The sequence below is a fragment of the Paenibacillus sp. FSL E2-8871 genome (genome assembly GCF_038000345.1).
Taxonomy (GTDB): domain Bacteria; phylum Bacillota; class Bacilli; order Paenibacillales; family Paenibacillaceae; genus Paenibacillus_AQ.
On record NZ_JBBOBV010000001.1, the window covers coordinates 5146900 to 5166932 of the forward strand.

General features: G+C 45.4%; 17 protein-coding genes. 15 read left to right on the forward strand and 2 right to left on the reverse strand.

Going from position 1 to position 20033, the window contains the following annotated elements; translation table 11 throughout:
- The first annotated feature begins 104 nt into the window (after positions 1-104).
- The 3 genes from NYE25_RS23310 to sdaAA all read left to right on the forward strand — a co-directional run bounded on the left by NYE25_RS23310 (position 105) and on the right by sdaAA (position 2573).
- Positions 105-686, forward strand: coding sequence for a DUF4269 domain-containing protein (locus tag NYE25_RS23310; RefSeq protein ID WP_341146938.1), 582 nt, complete (start codon positions 105-107; stop codon positions 684-686).
- A 301-nt stretch (positions 687-987) separates the two neighbouring features.
- Entirely contained in the window at positions 988-1698 is a 711-nt protein-coding gene (sdaAB, locus tag NYE25_RS23315) for an L-serine ammonia-lyase, iron-sulfur-dependent subunit beta (RefSeq protein ID WP_042184432.1), read from the forward strand.
- On the forward strand, positions 1695-2573 hold the full coding sequence (gene sdaAA / locus NYE25_RS23320) for an L-serine ammonia-lyase, iron-sulfur-dependent, subunit alpha (protein WP_341050586.1): 879 nt from the start codon (positions 1695-1697) through the stop codon (positions 2571-2573). The genes sdaAB and sdaAA overlap by 4 nt, the downstream gene beginning before the upstream one ends.
- A gap of 28 nt (positions 2574-2601) precedes the next feature.
- Here sdaAA and NYE25_RS23325 read toward each other — a convergent pair whose 3' ends face one another.
- Positions 2602-2904 (reverse strand): hypothetical protein, encoded by a 303-nt coding sequence (locus tag NYE25_RS23325; RefSeq protein ID WP_042184436.1) that lies wholly within the window; start codon positions 2902-2904, stop codon positions 2602-2604.
- Between the two features lie 61 nt (positions 2905-2965).
- On the opposite strand from NYE25_RS23325, the gene NYE25_RS23330 reads away from it, so the two are divergent.
- On the forward strand, positions 2966-3163 hold the full coding sequence (locus tag NYE25_RS23330) for a YwbE family protein (RefSeq protein ID WP_042184438.1): 198 nt from the start codon (positions 2966-2968) through the stop codon (positions 3161-3163).
- A gap of 103 nt (positions 3164-3266) precedes the next feature.
- On the opposite strand, the gene NYE25_RS23335 is transcribed toward NYE25_RS23330, so the two are convergent.
- Positions 3267-3992 carry an HNH endonuclease gene (locus NYE25_RS23335; RefSeq protein ID WP_341050580.1) on the reverse strand — a complete coding sequence of 242 codons (726 nt, stop codon included), beginning with the start codon at positions 3990-3992 and terminating at the stop codon, positions 3267-3269.
- Between the two features lie 381 nt (positions 3993-4373).
- Here NYE25_RS23335 and NYE25_RS23340 point away from each other — a divergent pair, with 381 nt between their 5' ends.
- The 11 genes from NYE25_RS23340 (at position 4374) to NYE25_RS23390 (ending at position 19964) form a co-directional block, all read left to right on the forward strand.
- Complete coding sequence (locus tag NYE25_RS23340; RefSeq protein ID WP_341146939.1) at positions 4374-4856, forward strand: hypothetical protein; 483 nt, start codon at positions 4374-4376, stop codon at positions 4854-4856.
- A gap of 52 nt (positions 4857-4908) precedes the next feature.
- The gene (locus tag NYE25_RS23345) at positions 4909-5928 is read left to right on the forward strand and encodes a LacI family DNA-binding transcriptional regulator (RefSeq protein WP_341146940.1); all 1020 of its coding nucleotides are present in this window, start codon (positions 4909-4911) and stop codon (positions 5926-5928) included.
- A gap of 299 nt (positions 5929-6227) precedes the next feature.
- Positions 6228-7565: a glycoside hydrolase family 30 protein gene (locus tag NYE25_RS23350; protein WP_341146941.1), complete on the forward strand. Its 1338-nt coding sequence runs from the start codon at positions 6228-6230 to the stop codon at positions 7563-7565.
- A 28-nt stretch (positions 7566-7593) separates the two neighbouring features.
- Positions 7594-10821, forward strand: coding sequence for a cellobiose phosphorylase (locus NYE25_RS23355; RefSeq protein WP_341146942.1), 3228 nt, complete (start codon positions 7594-7596; stop codon positions 10819-10821).
- 217 nt (positions 10822-11038) lie between these two features.
- Positions 11039-12025, forward strand: a complete 987-nt coding sequence (locus NYE25_RS23360; protein ID WP_081382970.1) for an ABC transporter permease — start codon at positions 11039-11041, stop codon at positions 12023-12025.
- Positions 12026-12043: 18 nt separating this feature from the next.
- Positions 12044-12934 carry a carbohydrate ABC transporter permease gene (locus NYE25_RS23365; protein WP_076285202.1) on the forward strand — a complete coding sequence of 297 codons (891 nt, stop codon included), beginning with the start codon at positions 12044-12046 and terminating at the stop codon, positions 12932-12934.
- A 110-nt stretch (positions 12935-13044) separates the two neighbouring features.
- A complete protein-coding gene (locus tag NYE25_RS23370) occupies positions 13045-14745 on the forward strand; it encodes an extracellular solute-binding protein (RefSeq protein ID WP_076285203.1) in 1701 nt (566 codons plus the stop codon).
- A gap of 129 nt (positions 14746-14874) precedes the next feature.
- Positions 14875-16776 (forward strand): cache domain-containing sensor histidine kinase, encoded by a 1902-nt coding sequence (locus tag NYE25_RS23375; protein ID WP_341050569.1) that lies wholly within the window; start codon positions 14875-14877, stop codon positions 16774-16776.
- Positions 16773-18335: a response regulator gene (locus tag NYE25_RS23380; protein ID WP_341146943.1), complete on the forward strand. Its 1563-nt coding sequence runs from the start codon at positions 16773-16775 to the stop codon at positions 18333-18335. The genes NYE25_RS23375 and NYE25_RS23380 overlap by 4 nt, the downstream gene beginning before the upstream one ends.
- Before the next feature lie 148 nt (positions 18336-18483).
- Positions 18484-19287, forward strand: a complete 804-nt coding sequence (locus NYE25_RS23385) for an aminoglycoside N(3)-acetyltransferase (protein ID WP_149646193.1) — start codon at positions 18484-18486, stop codon at positions 19285-19287.
- A gap of 38 nt (positions 19288-19325) precedes the next feature.
- Positions 19326-19964 (forward strand): histidine phosphatase family protein, encoded by a 639-nt coding sequence (locus NYE25_RS23390; protein ID WP_149646192.1) that lies wholly within the window; start codon positions 19326-19328, stop codon positions 19962-19964.
- Positions 19965-20033: the final 69 nt, after the last annotated feature.

A 20033-nucleotide genomic window follows, 5' to 3' on the forward strand; every position in this document is an offset into this window, starting at 1 on the left:
CTACCTTCCGTATATTTCTATGCATGCGCCCAGAAAAGCGTGCGCTGTCATCAATACATACATATGCGTTTATAAACCCGAGTCGGAGGAGGCACTTGTCCAAAATGAATGATTGGCGAAATATCGATGATTTGATTCATGGAACCGCGGTTCAGAAAGAGGTCTATAACCTTCTTTTAGAGCTCGATATTATGAATTTGCTAAAGGACTATAACCCTTTGTTGGTTGGGACAATACCGCTTGGAATTCAAGTGGAGGGCAGCGATTTGGATATCATTTGTGAGGTTTATGATCCTATGAAGTTTAAGGCGCTAGTTGTTCGATATTTTGGAGCCATGGAGGGGTTTGTTAGCGAATCACGAGTGGTTCAAGGCATTCCTCGAACGAAAATTAACTTTATGGTAAAGGGCTGGCCTATCGAACTGTTTGGACAGCCGAGGCGAACGGAGCTCCAGAATGGTTATTTGCATATGATCGTTGAAGCTGAAATTTTAGCTCAGATGGATGATGATTTTCGCGAACGGATCATTCTTTTAAAATCAAGCGGATGGAAGACAGAGCCTGCCTTTGCAAAAGCTATGGGATTAGAGGGCGATCCTTACGAAGCGCTGCTGGAGCTGAAAAAGCTTCCTCGGAGCGCTCTTCATGCTTTATGTCATTCTGTTCAAGCGAGGGAACAAGTATGATCTTGTCTTGAGAATCTCCGCGCAGCCGGTATTGCTAAGTGCCACCTGATGGTTATTGAATCCAATGAACATGGAAGAGGGTTCTGGGAAGGGATGGGCTGGCAGAATAGAGATGGAATTATGCTGTGCTCCCAGGATATCTTGTGATACTCAGGACATGAAATAGAAATACTAGCCTTTGAATACGCAAAGTCAGGCATTTGGATATCACAGCAAATGTCACGGTGAACTAAGGGCTGCTAGTGCAGTATACTATATAGGAGTACGATAATTGCCTATTCTTGCAGGCAGGAGGTCTTTTATGCGTTTTAAGGATGTATTTTCAATTATTGGTCCGGCGATGGTCGGTCCTTCAAGCTCACATACCGCTGGGGCGGCACGGATCGGGAGGGCTGCAAGGCAGGTGTTGGGTGAAGTACCGCGTGTGGCTGAAGTAACGTTTTTTGGTTCTTTTGCAGCAACTTATCAGGGACATGGCACAGATCGAGCGATTGTTGGAGGGTTACTTGATTTCACTACTGACGATCATCGGCTTCCAGATTCTCTAGAACTGGCGGTCGAAGCCGGGATGGAAGTTTCTTTTAAGCAAGGAACAGGTCTGTTCCCACATCCGAACACCGTTAAGCTGCATCTCATCGGACAAGAAACAGGAAGCGAACTGACACTAACAGGGACATCTATTGGTGGCGGAAACATCGAGATTGTTGATATCGACGGTTTTGGAGTGAAGCTTACGGGGATCTATCCGACGGTTCTGATTAATCATATGGATTATTTAGGTGTTCTGGCGAGTGTTACGGAAGTGATGCGTAACGGACAGTTTAATATAGGGCATATGTCTCTGGATCGTAAGAATCGTAGTGGTGCAGCCTTAACGGTGCTGGAGCTGGATGAAGCGGCTACACCGGAGCTTCTTGAAGCGCTTAAAGCGCTCACTGCTGTGAAATCCGTGAAGTTGGTTAATTTAAACGAAGGTAAGCAAGATGAGAAGGGGAAGGAAAGTTTAACATGAATTTTCAAACACTTAGCGAGCTGGCTGTATTGTGTGAGGAACGTGGTCTCACGATTGGAGCACTTATGCTCGAAGAGCAAAGCGCGGAATCTGGACGTTCCAGTGATCATGAATTTTCCACGATGCGTGAATATTATGGCGTGATGAAAGAGGCTGTTCATCGCGGGATGCATGAAGATACAACTTCGCGCAGCGGCCTTACAGGCATGGATGCCCAGCGGGTAGGAGCATACAACGCGGCTAATGAGCCATGCCTAGGTGGACCTGCAGGTCAAGCTATGGCTTACGCGCTGGCTGTATCCGAAGTGAATGCTTCTATGGGCCGGATCATTGCGACGCCTACTGCTGGTTCATGCGGGATTATTCCGGGTGTATTTCTCAGCTGTCAGGAACGGTTTGGCTGGGATGATGACTACATGGTATCCGGATTGTTCGCAGCCGGGGCCATCGGTTATGTCATCGCCAATAACTCCTTTGTATCGGGTGCGGAAGGCGGCTGTCAAGCTGAGGTAGGTTCTGCCATTGGGATGGCAGCAGGCGCGTTAACCGAGCTACGCGGCGGAACGCCTGCACAAGCAGTGCATGCTGTCGGGTTAGCACTTAAGAACACTTTAGGCCTGATTTGTGATCCGGTTGGCGGACTTGTTGAGATTCCTTGTATTGTTAGAAACGGATTCGGTGCAGTTACTGCACTTGCTGCCGCAGATATGGCACTGGCTGGTGTTCGTAGTGTGATTCCTTCTGATGAAGTTATCAAGGTCATGCTCGAGGTAGGCTCAGCTATGCCAGAGAAACACCGCGAGACTGCAGGGGGCGGTTTAGCACAGACACCTACCGGCCGTAAAATCATGCAGGATTTACGCAAAAAGAAGTAATTAATACGTCTCAAATCACAAATTGTATTTAGAGCAGTTTGAAACGTTCCAGCTGATCCCATTGACCTTCTTGTCGAAGGATTTCTGCCTGCCTAGGTCCAATGAGGTCAAAGTGGGGAAACGATGAACGATTATGAATATATTGGGCAGGCAATCCATTCTCCTCGCACCAGTGTTTCAGTGTGGTAAGATCACTACAGCCCACCTTGGTGACGGTAGTGATGCCGGGAAAGCGTGGATCCAGCCAATAATGAGTCAAGAAGGCGATCTCTCCTGCGGAGACCGCTTTTTTCCACCGGGATAATTCTTCTCTATTGATGCCGAAGGCCATAACGTCTCATCCTTATCTATTGTAGTTGACAACATTATAACCCATGAAAGGGGATTCCATCATGAACGGACAAGTAAGAGCGGATATTCGTCCTGGGCTTGAAGTGGATATTGTACTTAAGCAGGATCAGCCTACAGGCAAGCTAACACACGGTACGGTGAAAGATATTCTCACGAACTCGCCTCGGCATCCGCATGGCATTAAGGTCAGATTGACTAGCGGACAGGTAGGACGAGTTAAGAATATTACAGGCAACTAAATAAACTACACTTCTCCATATTAAAAAGCGACCCTAATCTCGTAGGCTGTTCTGTTCACGGAAACAGAACAACCTACGAATTAGGGCTTTTTGGTTTAAGTTGTTATATTCGGCCCATAAAATCTTCAACAGATTTATCAGCTTTAGTCTGATTACATAACGTGCAAGCGCAGACGCAATTATCTGGGGTTGTATGACCACCTTTAGCACGAGGTAGTAAATGATCAATGGTGTCCCCATAAGCGCCGCAGAAGTAGCAGGTGTAATTGTCTCTGGCTAGTATATAAGCGCGAAAATCCTTATTACTATACAATCGTCGAATAGTTCGACGGTTTACAACGATAGCGGCATGTTCCCTGACCAGGGTAATTGCAAGCGCTAGATCAATCTCCTGATGCCAGCGCCGTCCCTTGTCGCTATGACCGCGCATTAGAATCATCCCTTTGGTAGAAGGAATCAATTGGGTTGGATCTTCGGGATTTAGCTTTGTGCCTTGAGAATGCTGCCGTTTTCTTCGCTGTTCCAAACCTCGTACGCGTCGGTTCGGATTAGATTGTCCTGAAGAAGCAGCAGCGGAAGACGGCTTTCCCTCTTTGGGACGCTCCAATAGAGTGTGCTGATGGGTTTGGATCGTATCAAGTTTCACCAGTAAGGGGTTTGCTGTGAGGTTTATATTTAGTGTTTCCCGTTGTTTCCTACATTCACGGCAGGCACCACGGCGTGACTGCCCCTTGGAACGTTTGCCTGTACGTCTGCGAAACTCAGAGAGCGGCTTCTGTTTGTGGCAATAAGCACACTGTTTGGTAGATAGAAGGTCGGTATCATTCATAAGTATGTTAGGTGCAGCGCATGTGTACGCATGTCCTATCTCCTTGTTTTTTTAAATATAAGAAACTATAGGTTTCACACCATACTTTATGTCTTAAATTTCTCGCTAAACGCTTACCGCCCTTATAGGGACGACGAAAGCGTTTGTACTTGTGATTCAATGGTTTCTATTTATGAGATCCGTCAGGTGAAAGGTTAGCTTCTAAACTTAGTATACCGTAAAGCGCTGCTGTTCACATCGTACGTAAAAAAAGCGAAATCACTGCTAAGTTTGTGATATGCATCTCGGCGGTAAACAGGGGAAACTTGTAAAATAGAAGGGGAGTAAAATCGTTATCAAAATAAGGTTGCTCTAATTCTTATATTGAAATGGGGTAGTGAAATGGAATTAACGAAGGGAAGGCCGGGTACAGTAACATGGCTTTATATTCTTCTTATTTTTTTGGGGGTTGGAGCGTTAGGAGGGGGCGGTGCTCTTGTAATAGATCCTAGCGGCGATCTAATGAAAATGCCGACTTCTATGCTGGAAAGATCGCCATTCTCAGATTTTTTATTCCCGGGTATTCTGTTATTTATCGTATTTGGTTTACTGCCTCTGCTCATTGTTTATGGTCTGATTAAGAGACCTCAATGGCACTTGGTGGAACGATTAAATCCGTTCAAGAAATTATATAGCTTCTGGGCTTTGTCTCTGTATATCGGGTTTGGGCAAATCATTTGGATAACGGTGCAGACGTACATGCTGAATAGTGTTGCAATTATACATCTGATCTATATGAGTCTAGGGCTGTTGATTCAGGCCGTTACACTACTCCCCTCTGTACAAAGTTACTTTTCGCTGGACGGCGGTACGGAAAGACGTTAAAATTGCAGTGAACAAAAGGCATTTCATTTGTCAGGGCAAGGAGCGAGCCGATTTGACAACGATATACGATATTGCCAAAAGAACCGGTTACTCTCCAACAACGGTATCTAAGGCGTTTAATAATTATTCCGACGTACGTGAGAAAACTCGTCAGGAAATATTCCGGGTTGCCCAAGAAATGGGATATTTGCCAAATTCACATGCCCGTACATTGACCACTAAGAAATCGTGGACCATCGGCGTGCTGTTCGTAGAGAATACGGGATTTGGTATTCGCCATCCTTTTTTCAGCGCTGTGATCGAGAGCTTTAAGAAGGTTGCCGTGGAAAAAGGGTATGCCCTCATGTTTATCTCCAAAGATGTCGGTGGTAAGCAAAGCGGTTATTTAGAGAATTGCAGGATTCGTGGCGTAGACGGTGTAGTTGTCTTCTTGTCCGATTATGAGGATCCTTATTTCCGTGAACTGCTTGAGAGTGATATTCCTACGGTTATTATGGATTTTGAGACTTCTGAGACGCATACGGTATGCTCCGATAATACAACTGGGGCACAGCTGGCGGTGGAGTATCTAGCCTCTATGGGGCATCGCAAAATTGCCCATATATCCGGAGGGATGAACACATTTCCAGGTAAAATGCGGGAGTTGGGTTACAAGACCGCTATGAAGCAACAAGGGTTTAAAGTGCCTAAGTCCTATGTTGTAAACGGAGCCTTTTATTCTCGGGAAAGTGGCTATAACGCGATGCTGGAGCTTCTTAAGCTCCCTGAACGTCCAACCGCCGTCTTTGCTTCGGGTGACTTACTAGCCTTAGGGGCAATTATGGCCGCTAAAGATAGTGGACTTTCCGTACCAATGGATATTTCAGTTATGGGTTACGATGACATCGATCTTGCCGAGTACGTTACACCTGCATTGACAACGGTGCGTCAGGATACGGAGCTTCTTGGAAGCCAAGCGGCGGACATTCTTTTAGCATCAATTGAAGGTAAAGTATTAGATAAGGAAGCGATTTTAGTTCCGGTGGAAGTGGTTGAACGGGAATCCTGTGCACCTCCGATTAGCGGAAAGTAGTTTGATAAATCTTGACGAACTGAAAAGAGTCCTGCTAAAGTAAAAGAAAGTATAGCTTTCAATTGTTCTTATGAGATAGTGGTATTTGGCACATCTTATTTAGTGAGATGGAGCTATAATAGACCCATTGTTATAAATGCTCTTTCGATTGATTTGGAAGATCATTTTTTTTCGAAACAATCGAAACCGGTTTCGATTGTTTCGATTTGATGGTTATTGCTCCGAATCTATACCATCGGAAGATGATCCAGTAAAGACTAGTGCTTTGGTAAGAAAACAATTCAGAGGAGATGGATGAAATGGCAAAAGTTCAAACTGTGGTAACTGCAAAAGATACAGGGGAACGCTTAACTCCAAAAGATGCAATTGTTTTTAGCGCAAGAGCAGGATCTGGGTCTGCCGATGTGGAGATTAAGCCAGAGCAGGAGTTTCAAAAGATGATTGGATTTGGCGGCGCTTTCACTGAAGCTGCTGCTTATACGTTGTCACGTCTGAGCTCCGAGAAACGAGCAGAGGTTATTCATCGTTACTTCCATCCAGTAGAGGGATTAGGCTATAGCATGGGTCGTGTTCATATTCACAGCTGTGATTTTGCCCTCGGAAATTATACGTATGTTGCTGATCATGACACAGAGCTAGCTACTTTTGATATCTCACATGACCATAAGTGGGTACTTCCGCTGATAAAAGATGCCATGGAAGTAAGAGGCGGTGCATTCACAATGCTGGCTTCTCCTTGGAGCCCTCCAGCATGGATGAAAACAAATGGGGAAATGAATAACGGTGGATCACTGAAGCCGGAATACGCAGAAGTTTGGGCACGCTACTATACGAAATTCATTGAAGCTTATGGAAAAGAGGGAGTACCGATATGGGCAGTTTCCGTGCAAAATGAGCCGGCTGCCGTTCAGATCTGGGATTCATGTATTTATAGTGCGGAAGAGGAACGGGATTTTGTTAAAAATTATCTTGGACCGGTGATGCATCAGACCGGCCATTCAGATGTGAACATTGTAATCTGGGATCATAACCGCGATATTATGGTCGAGCGTGCTTCGGCAGTATTATCTGATCCTGAAGCTGCAAAGTATGTGTGGGGAACAGGTATTCACTGGTACGGAGGCGAGGAGTTCGACAAAGTAGAAAAGGTACATGATTTATTTCCTGACAAGCATTTGTTGTTCACAGAGGGCTGCCAAGAGGGCGGCGTTAAGCTGGGAGAATGGTTTACAGGCGAACGTTACGGCAGAAACATGATTGGAGATCTCAATGCGTGGACAGAAGGATACCTGGATTGGAACCTGGTACTGGATGAGACTGGAGGTCCTAACCATGTAGGCAATCTCTGCGATGCGCCGATTATTGCAGATACTACAACGGATGAAGTGCACTATAACAGCTCCTATTATTACATTGGGCATTTTAGTAAATTCATTGTGCCAGGTGCGGTACGGATCGGATTTACCTCTGAAGCGGAAGGTATCTTAACCACAGCATTCCGCAATCCTGACGGTAGCATTGCTGTCGTACTGATGAATGAAAGTGAAGAAGTGCACAGTGTAACGCTAGGTCTAGGCGAAGAGATTGCAAACTGCGAGCTATCGCCTCATTCCATCGTAACGCATTTGATTTCATAAATAATCTACAACCTAGGAGGACATAAGTATGAGCAACTATTATTTCGAATCAGGTACATTTGTAATGGAGCAATTTGATGAAGGAAAGCCTTTTTCCAGCTTCTTACCGGGTCTTGCCGGACTGAAGGGAATTCCGATGTGGACTTTTTATGTGAATCGGGGGCAGGCCATTTGCAGCTTCGGGGTACGCGATAAGAATTCGCCAATCATGGAATTCTCTCCTGCAAATATCTCTTATAAGAACGTAGGGACGACCGGTTTCAGAACCTTTATCAAAATTAAAGGCGAGCAAGAGATTTATGAACCGTTTCAATCTGCGCGTCCAGATCCTGCTGCAAAGCGCCTCATGACCATTTTGCCTAATGGGCTTACTATTGAAGAAAGCCATGCCGGACATGGTCTGAAGACGACCGTACACTATTTTAATTTGCCTAATGACGATTATGCAGCATTAGTACGTCGGGTAGAGATTGAGAACATCGGCGGTAAAGAGATCGAGCTGGAGCTGATGGATGGTCTGCCTGAAATTTTGCCTTACGGTGTAGAGAACAGTGGATACAAGGAAATAGGGAATCTGCTGCGCAGCTGGATGGACGTATACAACTTAGAGAATGGTATTCCGTTCTATAAGCTGCGTTCCAGCACCAATGATGATGCACAGGTTAGCGAAATTACCAATGGCCATTTCTACCTGTCGTTCACTGGAGAAGGAGAAAAAGTCTCGCCAATCGTCGATTTCGAGCTAGTCTTTGGTGGCAATACCTCGCTTACGTACCCAGACCGCTTTGCGGGATTAACCCTTGCCGAACTGGGCGAGCTTCCGCAATACCCGGTCAACAAGGTTCCGTGCGGTTTTAGCGGAGTGGCAAGACGTTTAGCGCCAGGTAGCAATCTGATCCTGAACACTCTGGTTGGACATGTAAATGACATCGACAAAATCAATAAGAAGGCGGAGCAGTTGTGCCGCGATGAATATATCCTGTCTAAATCTCAAGAGGCCGCAGGTCTGACGGAGGAATTAACGGAAGACATTGCTACTCACACTTCATCGGCTGTATTTGATGCGTATTGCCGTCAATCCTATCTCGATAACTTCCTGCGTGGAGGCTATCCTTTTGTCTTTGACAATGGTGGTGATGGCTTTGTAGTTCACTTATACTCGCGTAAGCACGGTGACTTGGAGCGTGACTACAATTTCTTCTCACTCGCCCCAGAATATTATTCACAGGGGAACGGAAACTTCCGTGATATGAATCAGAATCGTCGGAATGATGTGTTTTTTAATCCGAAGGTGGGTAGCTTTAACATCAAAATGTTCTATAGCTTGATTCAGGCGGATGGTTACAATCCACTGAGCGTGCAAGGAACAACCTTTGAAGTGAAACCGGATAGTAAGGCACAAGCTGCGGAGTGGATTGGAAAAGCTGCGGCAGATCATCAAGCTGAGCTTGTAAAGCTGTGTAGCACTCGGTTCACACCAGGTAGCTTAGTGAACTATATTGCGGATCATAACGTTGCCTTGAAGGTAAGCGAACAACAATTTTTGTCGGGATTACTTGCCCTGTCAAAGCAAAACATTGAGGCAGCTTTTGGCGAAGGCTTCTGGTCGGATCACTGGACATATAATATGGATCTGGTAGTAGGTTACTTGGATATCTTCCCTGACAAAAAGCAGGAGCTTCTATTTGGGGATAACACCTATGCGTTCTATGACAGCCCAGCGTATGTGCTGCCACGTAGTGAGAAATATGTAATCAGTGACGGAAAGGCCCGGCAATATGGTGCACTCCTTGAGGATGAGGAGAAGCTGCACAAGCTGAAATGGAAAGCTGGAGATACCCATTGGCTGCGTACTGAAGGCGGTCACGGCGCCATTTACCACACCAATCTGTTCGTGAAGATGTTGTCTCTTGCCTTGAATAAATTTGCTACGCTTGATCCTTATGGTATGGGTGTAGAAATGGAAGGCAATAAGCCGGGCTGGAACGATGCTATGAATGGACTGCCTGGATTGTTCGGCTCCGGAATGAGTGAGACTTTTGAGCTGAAACGTACCGTAGTCTTTTTGTTAGATGCTCTGAACAGCAAAGAAAGCGTCCAAGGAGCTGTAGACCTGCCAGAAGAAATTGCACAGTTGCTTGAAGAGGTATATCATGCGGTCACGGCGGTTCTGTCGGGAGATTTGGAACAATTTAATTATTGGGATACTGTAGCTTCGGCGCGTGAGGCTTATAGAGCACGTATCCGTTTCGGTATTACTGGAACTGAGTCTGAAGTAACCTTAGAATACATTCGTGAGGCCCTCTCCAAGTTCTTGGTCAAAATCGACGAGGGAATCAACAAGGCAGTAGAACTTGGTAACGGACTTACCCCAACCTATTTCCGCTTTGAGGCGAAGAAATTCCAGCAGGTAACAGATGCTGAAGGTCAACCAGTACTTAGCGGATACGGCCTCCCAAAAGCTGTGGTAGAGGAGTTTGAGGTCTATGCATTGCCATACTTCCTTGAGGGGCCTACTCGCCTGTTGAAGACGCTGAAGGATCCGGTGCAAGCCAAAGAAATCTATAATTTGATTAAGCAAACAGAGCTATATGATCCGACGACGTCTATGTATCAAACTTCGGTTAGTCTAGAGGGTGAGTCTCATGAGATCGGACGAATGAGAGCCTTTACGCCAGGCTGGCTAGAGCGGGAGTCCAACTTCCTGCATATGTCCTACAAATATTTGCTTGAGCTGTTGAAGGGCGGGCTTTATGAGGAGTTCTACGGAGAACTGAAGACCTCGCTAGTTCCGTTCCTAGATCCGGCTGTCTATGGACGCAGCACGCTTGAAAATTCATCCTTTATCGCTACCGGAGGTAATCCTGATCCGAACAATCACGGTAGAGGGTTCGTTGCAAGATTAAGTGGGTCGACCGCTGAATTCCTGAGTATGTGGAGAACGATGATGGCCGGAAGCCATGTTTTCAGAGTAGAAGATGGACAGCTTACGTTATCTTTGGATCCGGTTCTACCAGGCTGGCTATTTGATGAACAAGGCAATCTCTCTTTCACATTTCTAGGTGGCACGGAAGTAACTTATTCGAACCCACAATGTGAGAATACGTTTGGGGAGAAGAAGGTTGTTATTCAGAGCATGACGCTCGTCTATCACGATGGAACAGTGACCGAAATTTCAGGAGCACTCGTTCGTGGCGATGAGGCAGAGGCTCTGCGGCGTGGAGAGATCAAGCAAATTCGAGCAATAATGGCATAGAAAATAAGGGAGGGCCTAGGCCCTCCCCTATTTTTTCTCCAAATATAAGAAATTCCTTACAGGATACCGAAGGCGTTTTAGCTTGAACCCGAAAAATGGAACCTATAATCCGAAATTCAATACCTTACGGAGACAGGCAAAAGCAAATACAATGAATATATAATATTTGTAAGCGCTTTATACAAGAGCGGATATAGAGATTCTGGAGGTCCATATGATGGAGAAAAAAACAAATGGGGAATTAAGCCCAGCGATGAAGCCTCAATTTTCGGGCAATTTCGAAACCGGTAAAGTAAATCGTACCCCGCTTTGGAAGAAGTTCATTACCCAACGTCATTTGCAGACAATGGCACTGCTCGGTGTAGTATGGATGATTATTTTTAACTACATTCCGATGTATGGCATTATTATCGCCTTCAAGGAGTACAACATCGTCAAGCCAATCTCAGAAGCTCCTTGGGTCGGTCTCGCGAATTTCAAAGAGTTCCTGGCGGACGATAATTTTGTGTATGTAATGAAGAATACGCTGGGCATCAGCTTAATCAAACTATTGATCTTTCCGCTGCCAATCATATTCGCTCTCTTTCTGAATGAAATCCGATCCGTTCGCTTTAAGAAGAGTATTCAGACGATATCGTATCTGCCCCACTTCCTGTCCTGGGTCGTCCTTGGCGGGATTCTTGCCACTTGGCTGGCAGATATAGGCATCATCAACAATATTCTGATGGCGCTGCATGTGATCGACCAGCCAATTTCGTTCCTGGCTGAACCAAAATATTTTTGGACTATTATTATTACCTCGGATTTATGGAAGGAGCTGGGCTGGTCAGCGATCATCTATCTGGCTGCCATTACCAGCATATCTCCCGAAATGTATGAAGCGGCCACCATCGATGGTGCCGGAAGATTCCAGAAAATGTGGTATGTTACCGTACCGACCATTAAAGGAACGATCAGCATCTTGTTTATTCTGGCAGTCAGCGGTGTACTGAACTCCAATTTTGACCAGATTCTGGTACTGCGCAATTCGCTGAATGACAGCGCGAGCAATGTGATTGACTATTATGTTTACTATACCGGTCTGCTTTCAGCCCGCTTCTCGTATTCAACTGCAATTGGGATGTTCAAATCGGTTATCTCGCTCATTCTGTTGCTGATTGCCAACCAAGTATCCAAAAAACTCAACGACACCTCGTTGTTTTAGGCCAAGGAGGACCTGTATATGATTACACTGAATCGCAGAACCAAGGGCGAAGTCGTCTTTGATATAGTCAACAATATTGGAATGCTTTGTATTTGCTTCGTTACGCTGTATCCGATCTGGTACGTGCTGATTAATGCTTTTAATGACGGAAAAGATGCTATGTTGGGTGGGATTTACTGGTTTCCGCGCAAGTTTTCATTGGAGAACTTTAGTGCTGTATTCAATAGCCCGGGTATTATGAGGGCGATGTGGCTTACCGTAGCCAAAACACTTCTCGGCGTAGGTCTGCATGTGTTCTTTACGGCGATGGTTGCTTATGCGTTTTCCCGCAGGGAACTGATTGGGGGCAAATTCTACATCCTGTTAGGCACGATAACCATGATCTTCGCAGGAGGACTTATTCCGACGTACCTACTCATCAGAGATCTTCATCTGCTAGAAAATTTCCTGGTCTATATTATTCCGGTCATGTTCAGCTTCTTCGATCTAATCATCTTCATGACCTTCTTCCGGGATATTCCTGATGGTCTGGAGGAAGCGGCGCGTATTGACGGAGCTAATGACTGGTCCATCTTCCTGCGGGTTGTCCTACCGGTATCCTTGCCCGTACTGGCTACCATTGCGCTATTCCATGGCGTTTACCAATGGAATGATTATTTTACCGGAATGATTTATATGAACAATGAAAGCATGCAACCGATTCAAACATTCTTGTACCGGGTTGTTGCTCAGTCTAGTTCCAATTTGATGATGACTGCCGTACAGGGAAGCGCCGTGACTAGGACGGTGACCTCGCAGTCTATCAAGCTGGCTACCATGGTGGTTACAACACTTCCGATTGTCTTTGCTTACCCGTTCCTGCAACGTTATTTCGTCAAAGGGATGATGATTGGCTCCATCAAGGGCTAAGTGCCGGTCGCACTTCACCCGAACTAGTGGTATCTCCTCCAGACTGCTCCCGCAGTCTTGGAGTTGCAAATTATAATCATTAATCAATCTCAGAAAAGGGGTAAACAAGCATGGACATGAAAAGAAAGCCAAAGAAAATAATGCTGCTGCTTATGGCAACAATCATGGTTCTGTCCGTAGCGGGCTGTTCCGGCAACAATGGGAACGCCGCAAACAAAGGTAATACCGCAACCAAGACTGAAGGTAACACAGCAGAGGCAACAGCTACAACAGCGCCAGAAGCTACAGCACTGTCCGCTGATGAGCCGGGTTGGAAATCCGACACATCACCAATTACGTTTGACTGGTACCTGAACTTTGCCTGGTTCCCTAATAAATGGGGTGTGGATCCAACTTCCCAATATATCACTAAGAAAACCGGTGTTGACATTAACTTTATCGTTCCAGCCGGTAATGAAAATGAAAAGCTGAACACATTGATTGCTTCCGGTAAACTGCCGGACTTCATTACACTGGGATGGTATGAAGATGCCGTTAAGAAAATGATTGAAGGGAATCTCGTGCTTCCTCTTAACAAACTGGCCGAAGAATATGATCCTTACTTCTTCAAAGTATCCGACCCTGACAAACTGGGCTGGTACACACAAGCTGACGGCAATGTATACGGTTATCCGAATGCTTCTTCCTCCCCTAAAGATTACGAGAAATATGGCGACACTTATGTATCCAACCAAACCTTTGTAGTCCGCAAAGATATTTATGAAGCGATTGGCAGTCCTGATATGCGCACACCGGAAGGATTCGTGGCAGCGCTGAAGGCCGCTAAAGAGAAATTCCCTGCAATCGATGGTCAACCGATAATTCCGCTCGGTCTGCACGAATTTACCGCAACCGGTAACGATTCTCTGGAACAATACATTCAGAACTTCTTAGCTATTCCAAGAGAAAAAGACGGCAAGTTATATAATCGTGAGACTGACCCTGAATATATCCGCTGGATGAAAACTTTGCGTCAAGCGAACCAAGACGGCTTGCTTTCTAAAGATATCTTTATTGACAAACGTCCTCAAATGGAAGAAAAAATCGCTCAAGGCCGTTACTTCGCGATGCTGTACCAACGTACTGACTTTGGAACCCAACTGGGAACTCTGTACCAGCAAGACCCGAACAAAATTTATATCGCCGTTGATGGTCCGGCTAATACCAACCTGGATGCGCCTACTCTGAACGGCCCTGCTATTTCTGGCTGGACAGTAACGCTGATCTCCAAAGATGTTAAAGATAAAGCACGCGCCATTAAATTCCTCAGTTACCTGAACAGTGAAGAAGGTAATAAAGACCTCTATCTTGGCGAAAAAGGCGTCAGCTATGATACCATTGACGGCAAAGACCAATTTAAACCAGAAGTCTTTGATCTGATGAATAAAGACCGTGCGGCATTCGACAAGCAATATGGTTCTTCCTTTACGTTCTGGATGCTGATGAATACCAATATTACAGCTCAATGGACACCAAAAGCTGTAGAGCCTTTCAAACAGCTTGAAGACTGGACTCGCGGAAAAACAAAGAGTATTTCCGAGTTTGATCAAATCGATCCGTTGGCAAGCTCCCCAGAGGGCGTCATCTTATCTAAAATCAAAGATTTGCGCAGCAAAACGCTACCGAAGCTTTTGATGGCCCCATCCGATGCTGAATTTGATTCCATCTGGACAGATTACATCAAGAAGCAAGAGGATCTGGGTCTGGCTAAAGTGCAAGCCTTCCAACAAACAAAATATGAAGAGAATAAGCAAAAACTCGCAAAAAAATAAAATAAACAGGACCCAATCGCCCGCTAATGCGGGCGATTGGGTTATTTTCAATCTATAAATATGGTATAGATATTAAATAGGTTAAGTATTCACTATTTTAGCGAGGTGGACAGAACAGAAGTGTATAGTGTGAACAGGCGTGAGCGAGCTAGAGCATTATGGCATTCTTTTAGTTATTGGTGGGGAAGAAGATCTCTCCAGAGTCGTTTAATTGCAGCCTATGTTTTTATTATTTTAGGCCCGTGCTTGCTGGTATCCGTCTACTTCTATGAGTCTATCAATAATACCTATCTCAGAGATGCCGTCGAGAAAAATGATTATTTGCTGCAAATGGAAAAATTACATATCTATAATCAAATTGAGGCGATGGAACGTGCGGCGCAGATGGCTTATTCTGATACCGATGTAGAAGAATTCCTTGCGAATGAAACTGAACCCCAGCTAGTAGATTTGATTAATTTCAATACAAATGCCTATGTGAATATGACTCGTATTCAATTTAATAATCCGAATATTGAGCATTTGAGGCTGTATTCGAAAAGCAATAAAGTGCATGAAATTTGGCCGATTATCTTTCGGGAAGAGCGGGTTTCTTCCAAGCCATGGTTTCAGAAAGCGCTTCAATTGAAGGGACAGGAATACTGGTCTTTTCAGAAAAGTGATCCTGATCTGATGCAGAGATACTTGGAAGCACCGGCGGAAAGTCTGCCAAAGGTTTCGTTGTTGCGTGAGAAGAGTCGTCCAGCAGACAATCATATCGGTATGGTACAGGTGGATATGCTGCTGAGTCGTTTTACACCCAAGACGTATACAGACGTTCGGGATAATCAGACCCAGATGTTCCTTGTGGATAGTGAGCTGCAGGTTTTCACCAGACCGGACCATTCTTTTTTGCAGGATAATCTGAAGATGTCCGATATGATTGCAGAACGGTATAAGCATTTTCGGGAAACTGGAGCATGGGACAGTGAATACTCGGAGAATGGTCGATCGTTTTTGTTGATTAACACTCCGCTAGAACGTATTGATGCTTATTTGTTAAATGTAGTGTCCATGGAGGGAGTTATGAAGGATATCTCCCGAACGCGCAACTTAATCATTGGAGCCAATGTCGGGTTTATTACCTTGCTAACGCTGATTGCTTATGTGACAAATGCCTTTATTCTAAAAAATCTACGTAGATTGACCGAAACAATGAAAAAAGTACGCAGAGGTGAGGCCTACAGTGGAATTATGATTCGTGGTGGAGGGGAAGTCGGTGAGCTTGCCCATCATTTCTCCAAACTGATGAACACGATCAATACATTGGTGGCTCAAGCAGTGAGCAAGCAGGCATTGTCAAAAGAGGCTGAGCTACGTACGCTGCATAACCAGATTGACGCACATTTTTTGTATAATACGCTGGAAAATATTAAAATGCTGGCTGAAATTGAGAACCAACGAACGATCTCCGATGCATTAACCTCACTAGGAGGGATGATGCGTTATAATTTCAAATGGTCCGGAGAGTATGTGAAGCTGCGAGATGAAATTCGTCATATTGAGAACTACATTGAAGTGATGAATATTCGTTTTGAATATCCGGTTAAGCTGGTGCTTCATATTGAGCCTCGATATTTGGAGCTGGAGGTGCTTAAAATGTCACTGCAGCCTATTGTGGAGAACAGTGTTAAGCATGCTTGGTGTGGTGAGAAAGAAAATTTACAGGACCCGAGCATTCATATTCATATTTCGGAAACGGAAGGCGATATTTTCATAGAGCTTCGTGATAATGGCATGGGGCTGACACCAGAGCGTCTGCATGCTTTAAACGAGGCGATTTATGCAAAAGATGAACGCTGTGAGAGCACTGCTGAACTGAGGGAGGCTGACCGCCGAACAGGTGGCATCGGACTGAGAAATGTGCATCAGCGTCTGCAAATTTTTTATGGCGATGAATATGGGCTTGTAGTACAGAGTGAAGCAGGAAGTTGGACGATGGTACGTCTGACCTTGCCGAAAGTTCTTTTGACGGGAGATAAACAACTATGAAGAAGCTACTGATCATTGATGATGAGAAGAATATCCGTTACGGTCTCAAAACTATGATTGAAAGAGAATTTCCGTCCGTGTATACCATCACAATGGCGAGTAATGGCGCAGAGGGTTTAGATATCTTTAAGACCGACGGTGCAGATATTATTATTACAGATATTCGTATGCCAGTAATGGATGGAATTACGTTGTTGGAGCGGTTGTCTTCGGCGACAGGGGGCGAGAAAAGTCCGGCAGTGCTAATTTTAAGCGGGTATGACGATTTCGAATATGCCAAAAGCGCGATCCGTTATCGCGTGAAGGATTACTTACTTAAACCGATTCGTAGAGATGAATTATTCGAAATCTTGAAGTGCATACACAAGGAGCAGGAGGGGCAGAATCTCAGCGCAAGGCAGCAGGAACAGGAAGCAGAACGTTTTCGCCGAGAGCTGCGTTCTAGCCGTTTACGCGAGCTGCTTATGCAGCAGGAAGTTCAGTTGGAGCGAGAGCAGCAGGAGAGCCTAGATGACTTGGAGGTTCCTTTTACAGTAGGTGTGTTAAATTACTATTGTAATGACGGAACAAGAATGAAGCCTGGGGATGTTCAGGGGCTGGTTGAACGATTGATGGGACCACTTGAAAAATTTTTTTCGGAAATCACAACGGACTGGGACGGTAAGCTAGTATTGCTCGGAACCAGAAAACAGGACTTTATAGAGCTGTCCAGACAAGCTGAAGCCAAAGAAATAATGGGATTGTCGATTGGAATAAGTAGCGAAGGAAGAAGTCTTGCAGATCTTCGTTCCTGTTATAAGGAAGCATGTCGGGCATTACAGTATACTTTTGTATATCCGCAAGTGAACTTGTTGAATTACGCGGATGTGAGTCAAGAACGGTCTAATTCCCCTTTACCGAAGGAGGAAATTCGCAAGCTGCTCAATATGCTTGGAACAGAACGCGAGAAGGAGATGAAGCATCTTCTGGCTGAGATTTTTCAGACCGAGCATTTGAAGGCGCTTGACCTGTCTTATTTGGAGTCGGTGGGACAGAATATCAATGAATTAGTGCTGGATGAAGTATTTCGGGTGCATGGGGAAGCCTCGGTTGAGGTGTTAAAGCTATATCGTACGGTTGGTAACATGTATAACTATCGCCATTTCCATGATTATTATCGTGCGCTTGAGAATTTGCTCCTGAGTGTGAGTGATTATATTGTAGGGGTGCGCTCTGCTCATACGGAGCATGCTGTCATGGAGGAAGCGCTGAACTATATTGAAACGAACTATGCTCGTCCACTAAATATGGCTATGGTTAGTAACCATGTTTCTTTGAATTATTCTTATTTTAGCGAAGCCTTCAAAGCATATACTGGTGAGAATTTTGTCATTTATTTAAAAAAGGTACGCATCCGTCATGCTAAAGAACTGCTAGCGAAAGACTGTGGCAAGCTTGCTGAGGTTTCGGAGAAAGTAGGTTTTGAGAACAGTAAGCAATTTGCCCGTGTATTCAAAGAGTTGGAAGGGATCTCTCCAGGGGATTATAGAGCCAAAATGCTGTCTGAAGATCTGTCGTAAAAGGCAGGATAAGTAGCTTTAGTATAAATATCATTGCTGTACTGTACCTTGATGGGCGTTAAGGGTGTCGTTAGAAGTGATCCTCCTATATAATGGCAGTGAGAAGCTTTGCTAGGATTAGCAGCAAGAGAGTTTGGAGGAATGAAGGGTGGAAGAAATTCAAGGCAATTTGATTACAGTTCAGACGTTGGCAGAGGACTTTCGGCGACTGGGTGTACAGGCGGGGATGACGATTATACTGCATTCGTCCTTCAAATCACTAGGCCAATGGGTGGCAGGTGGCCCGGTTGCCGTTATTTTGGCGCTTGAGGAGGTCCTTGGAGAGTCAGGTACACTTGTGATGCCCACGCATTCTAGTGATCTGACGGACCCTGCTGGCTGGAGTAACCCACCGGTGCCCGAATCTTGGTGGCAGAGTATCCGTGAGCAGATGCCGGCTTATGATCCAGACCTGACCCCACTGAGAGGAATGGGGGTTATTCCGGATTGCTTCCGTAGACAAAAAGAGGTAAAGCGCAGCGATCACCCCATTCATTCATTTGCGGCTTGGGGCAAGCATAGGGATGAGATTATATATGGTCACTCCCTCGAATACGGTTTGGGGGATGACTCTCCATTAGCTCGTATTTATGATCTGGGGGGGAGTGTGCTGCTGCTAGGCGTAGGGAATCTAAATAATACTTCATTACATCTTGCTGAATGCCGGGCCTTCTATGAAGGAAAGAAGGAAGTTATTGGCGGGGCACCTATACTAGTGGATGGTCATAGACAGTGGGTGGAATTCAAGGAGCTAGATTGGAACTCTGACGATTTCGTTGAACTTGCTGAGCAATTCGGGCAAGAGACAGGGCTCATTACAAATGGTCATATCGCCTCAGCTGCAGCTCAATTGATTCCACAGCGTGAAATTGTAGACTATGCGGTGAACTGGATGGAGCAAAACAGGAAGTAGACTATCTCTGAATTTGGGATTAGGAGGAGAAGCAACGGATGAGTACTACAACGATATATCTAACGCGTCATGGACAGACAGAATGGAATGTGCAGAATCGTATGCAAGGTCATATGGATTCTGCGCTGACGACGCTTGGCGTACAACAGGCGGAATGGTTGAGCCGGGGAATGCAGGCTACAAATCTGGATGTCATTTATGCAAGCTCTAGCCCAAGGGCGCTGCGTACAGCTGAAATTATACGCGGAGAGCGGGATGTTCCGCTGAAGATTTCCGATGCATTTAAAGAAATTGGCATGGGCGTATGGGAAGGTAGAGATTCTGCTGAACTGGCAGCCCAGTATTCAGACCAGCATCGTTATTTCTGGAAGGAACCCGACCGGTTTAAAGTGGAGGGCAGCGAGACCTTCGCAGAGGTGCAGACAAGAGCACTGGAGAAGCTTCAGGAAATTCTCACTGCCCATCAGGGTGAGACGATTCTTATCGTAACGCATACGGTAGTGATCAAGCTCTTGATGGCTTATTTTGAGGGCAGAGAGTTGCCTAAACTATGGGATCTGCCTTACATATATCCAACCTGCTTATCCAGGATTGATTTTACGGATGGCGTGCCGGAGATCCTGCTGCACGGGGATACAAGTCATTATGAAGAGAATGAGGCTGGGATGGAATCCTAGAGGTTATATGAAAAAGAGGCGGTTCCTCGAGTGCATTATGCACCCTAGGAACCGCCTTTTTGTCCTCAG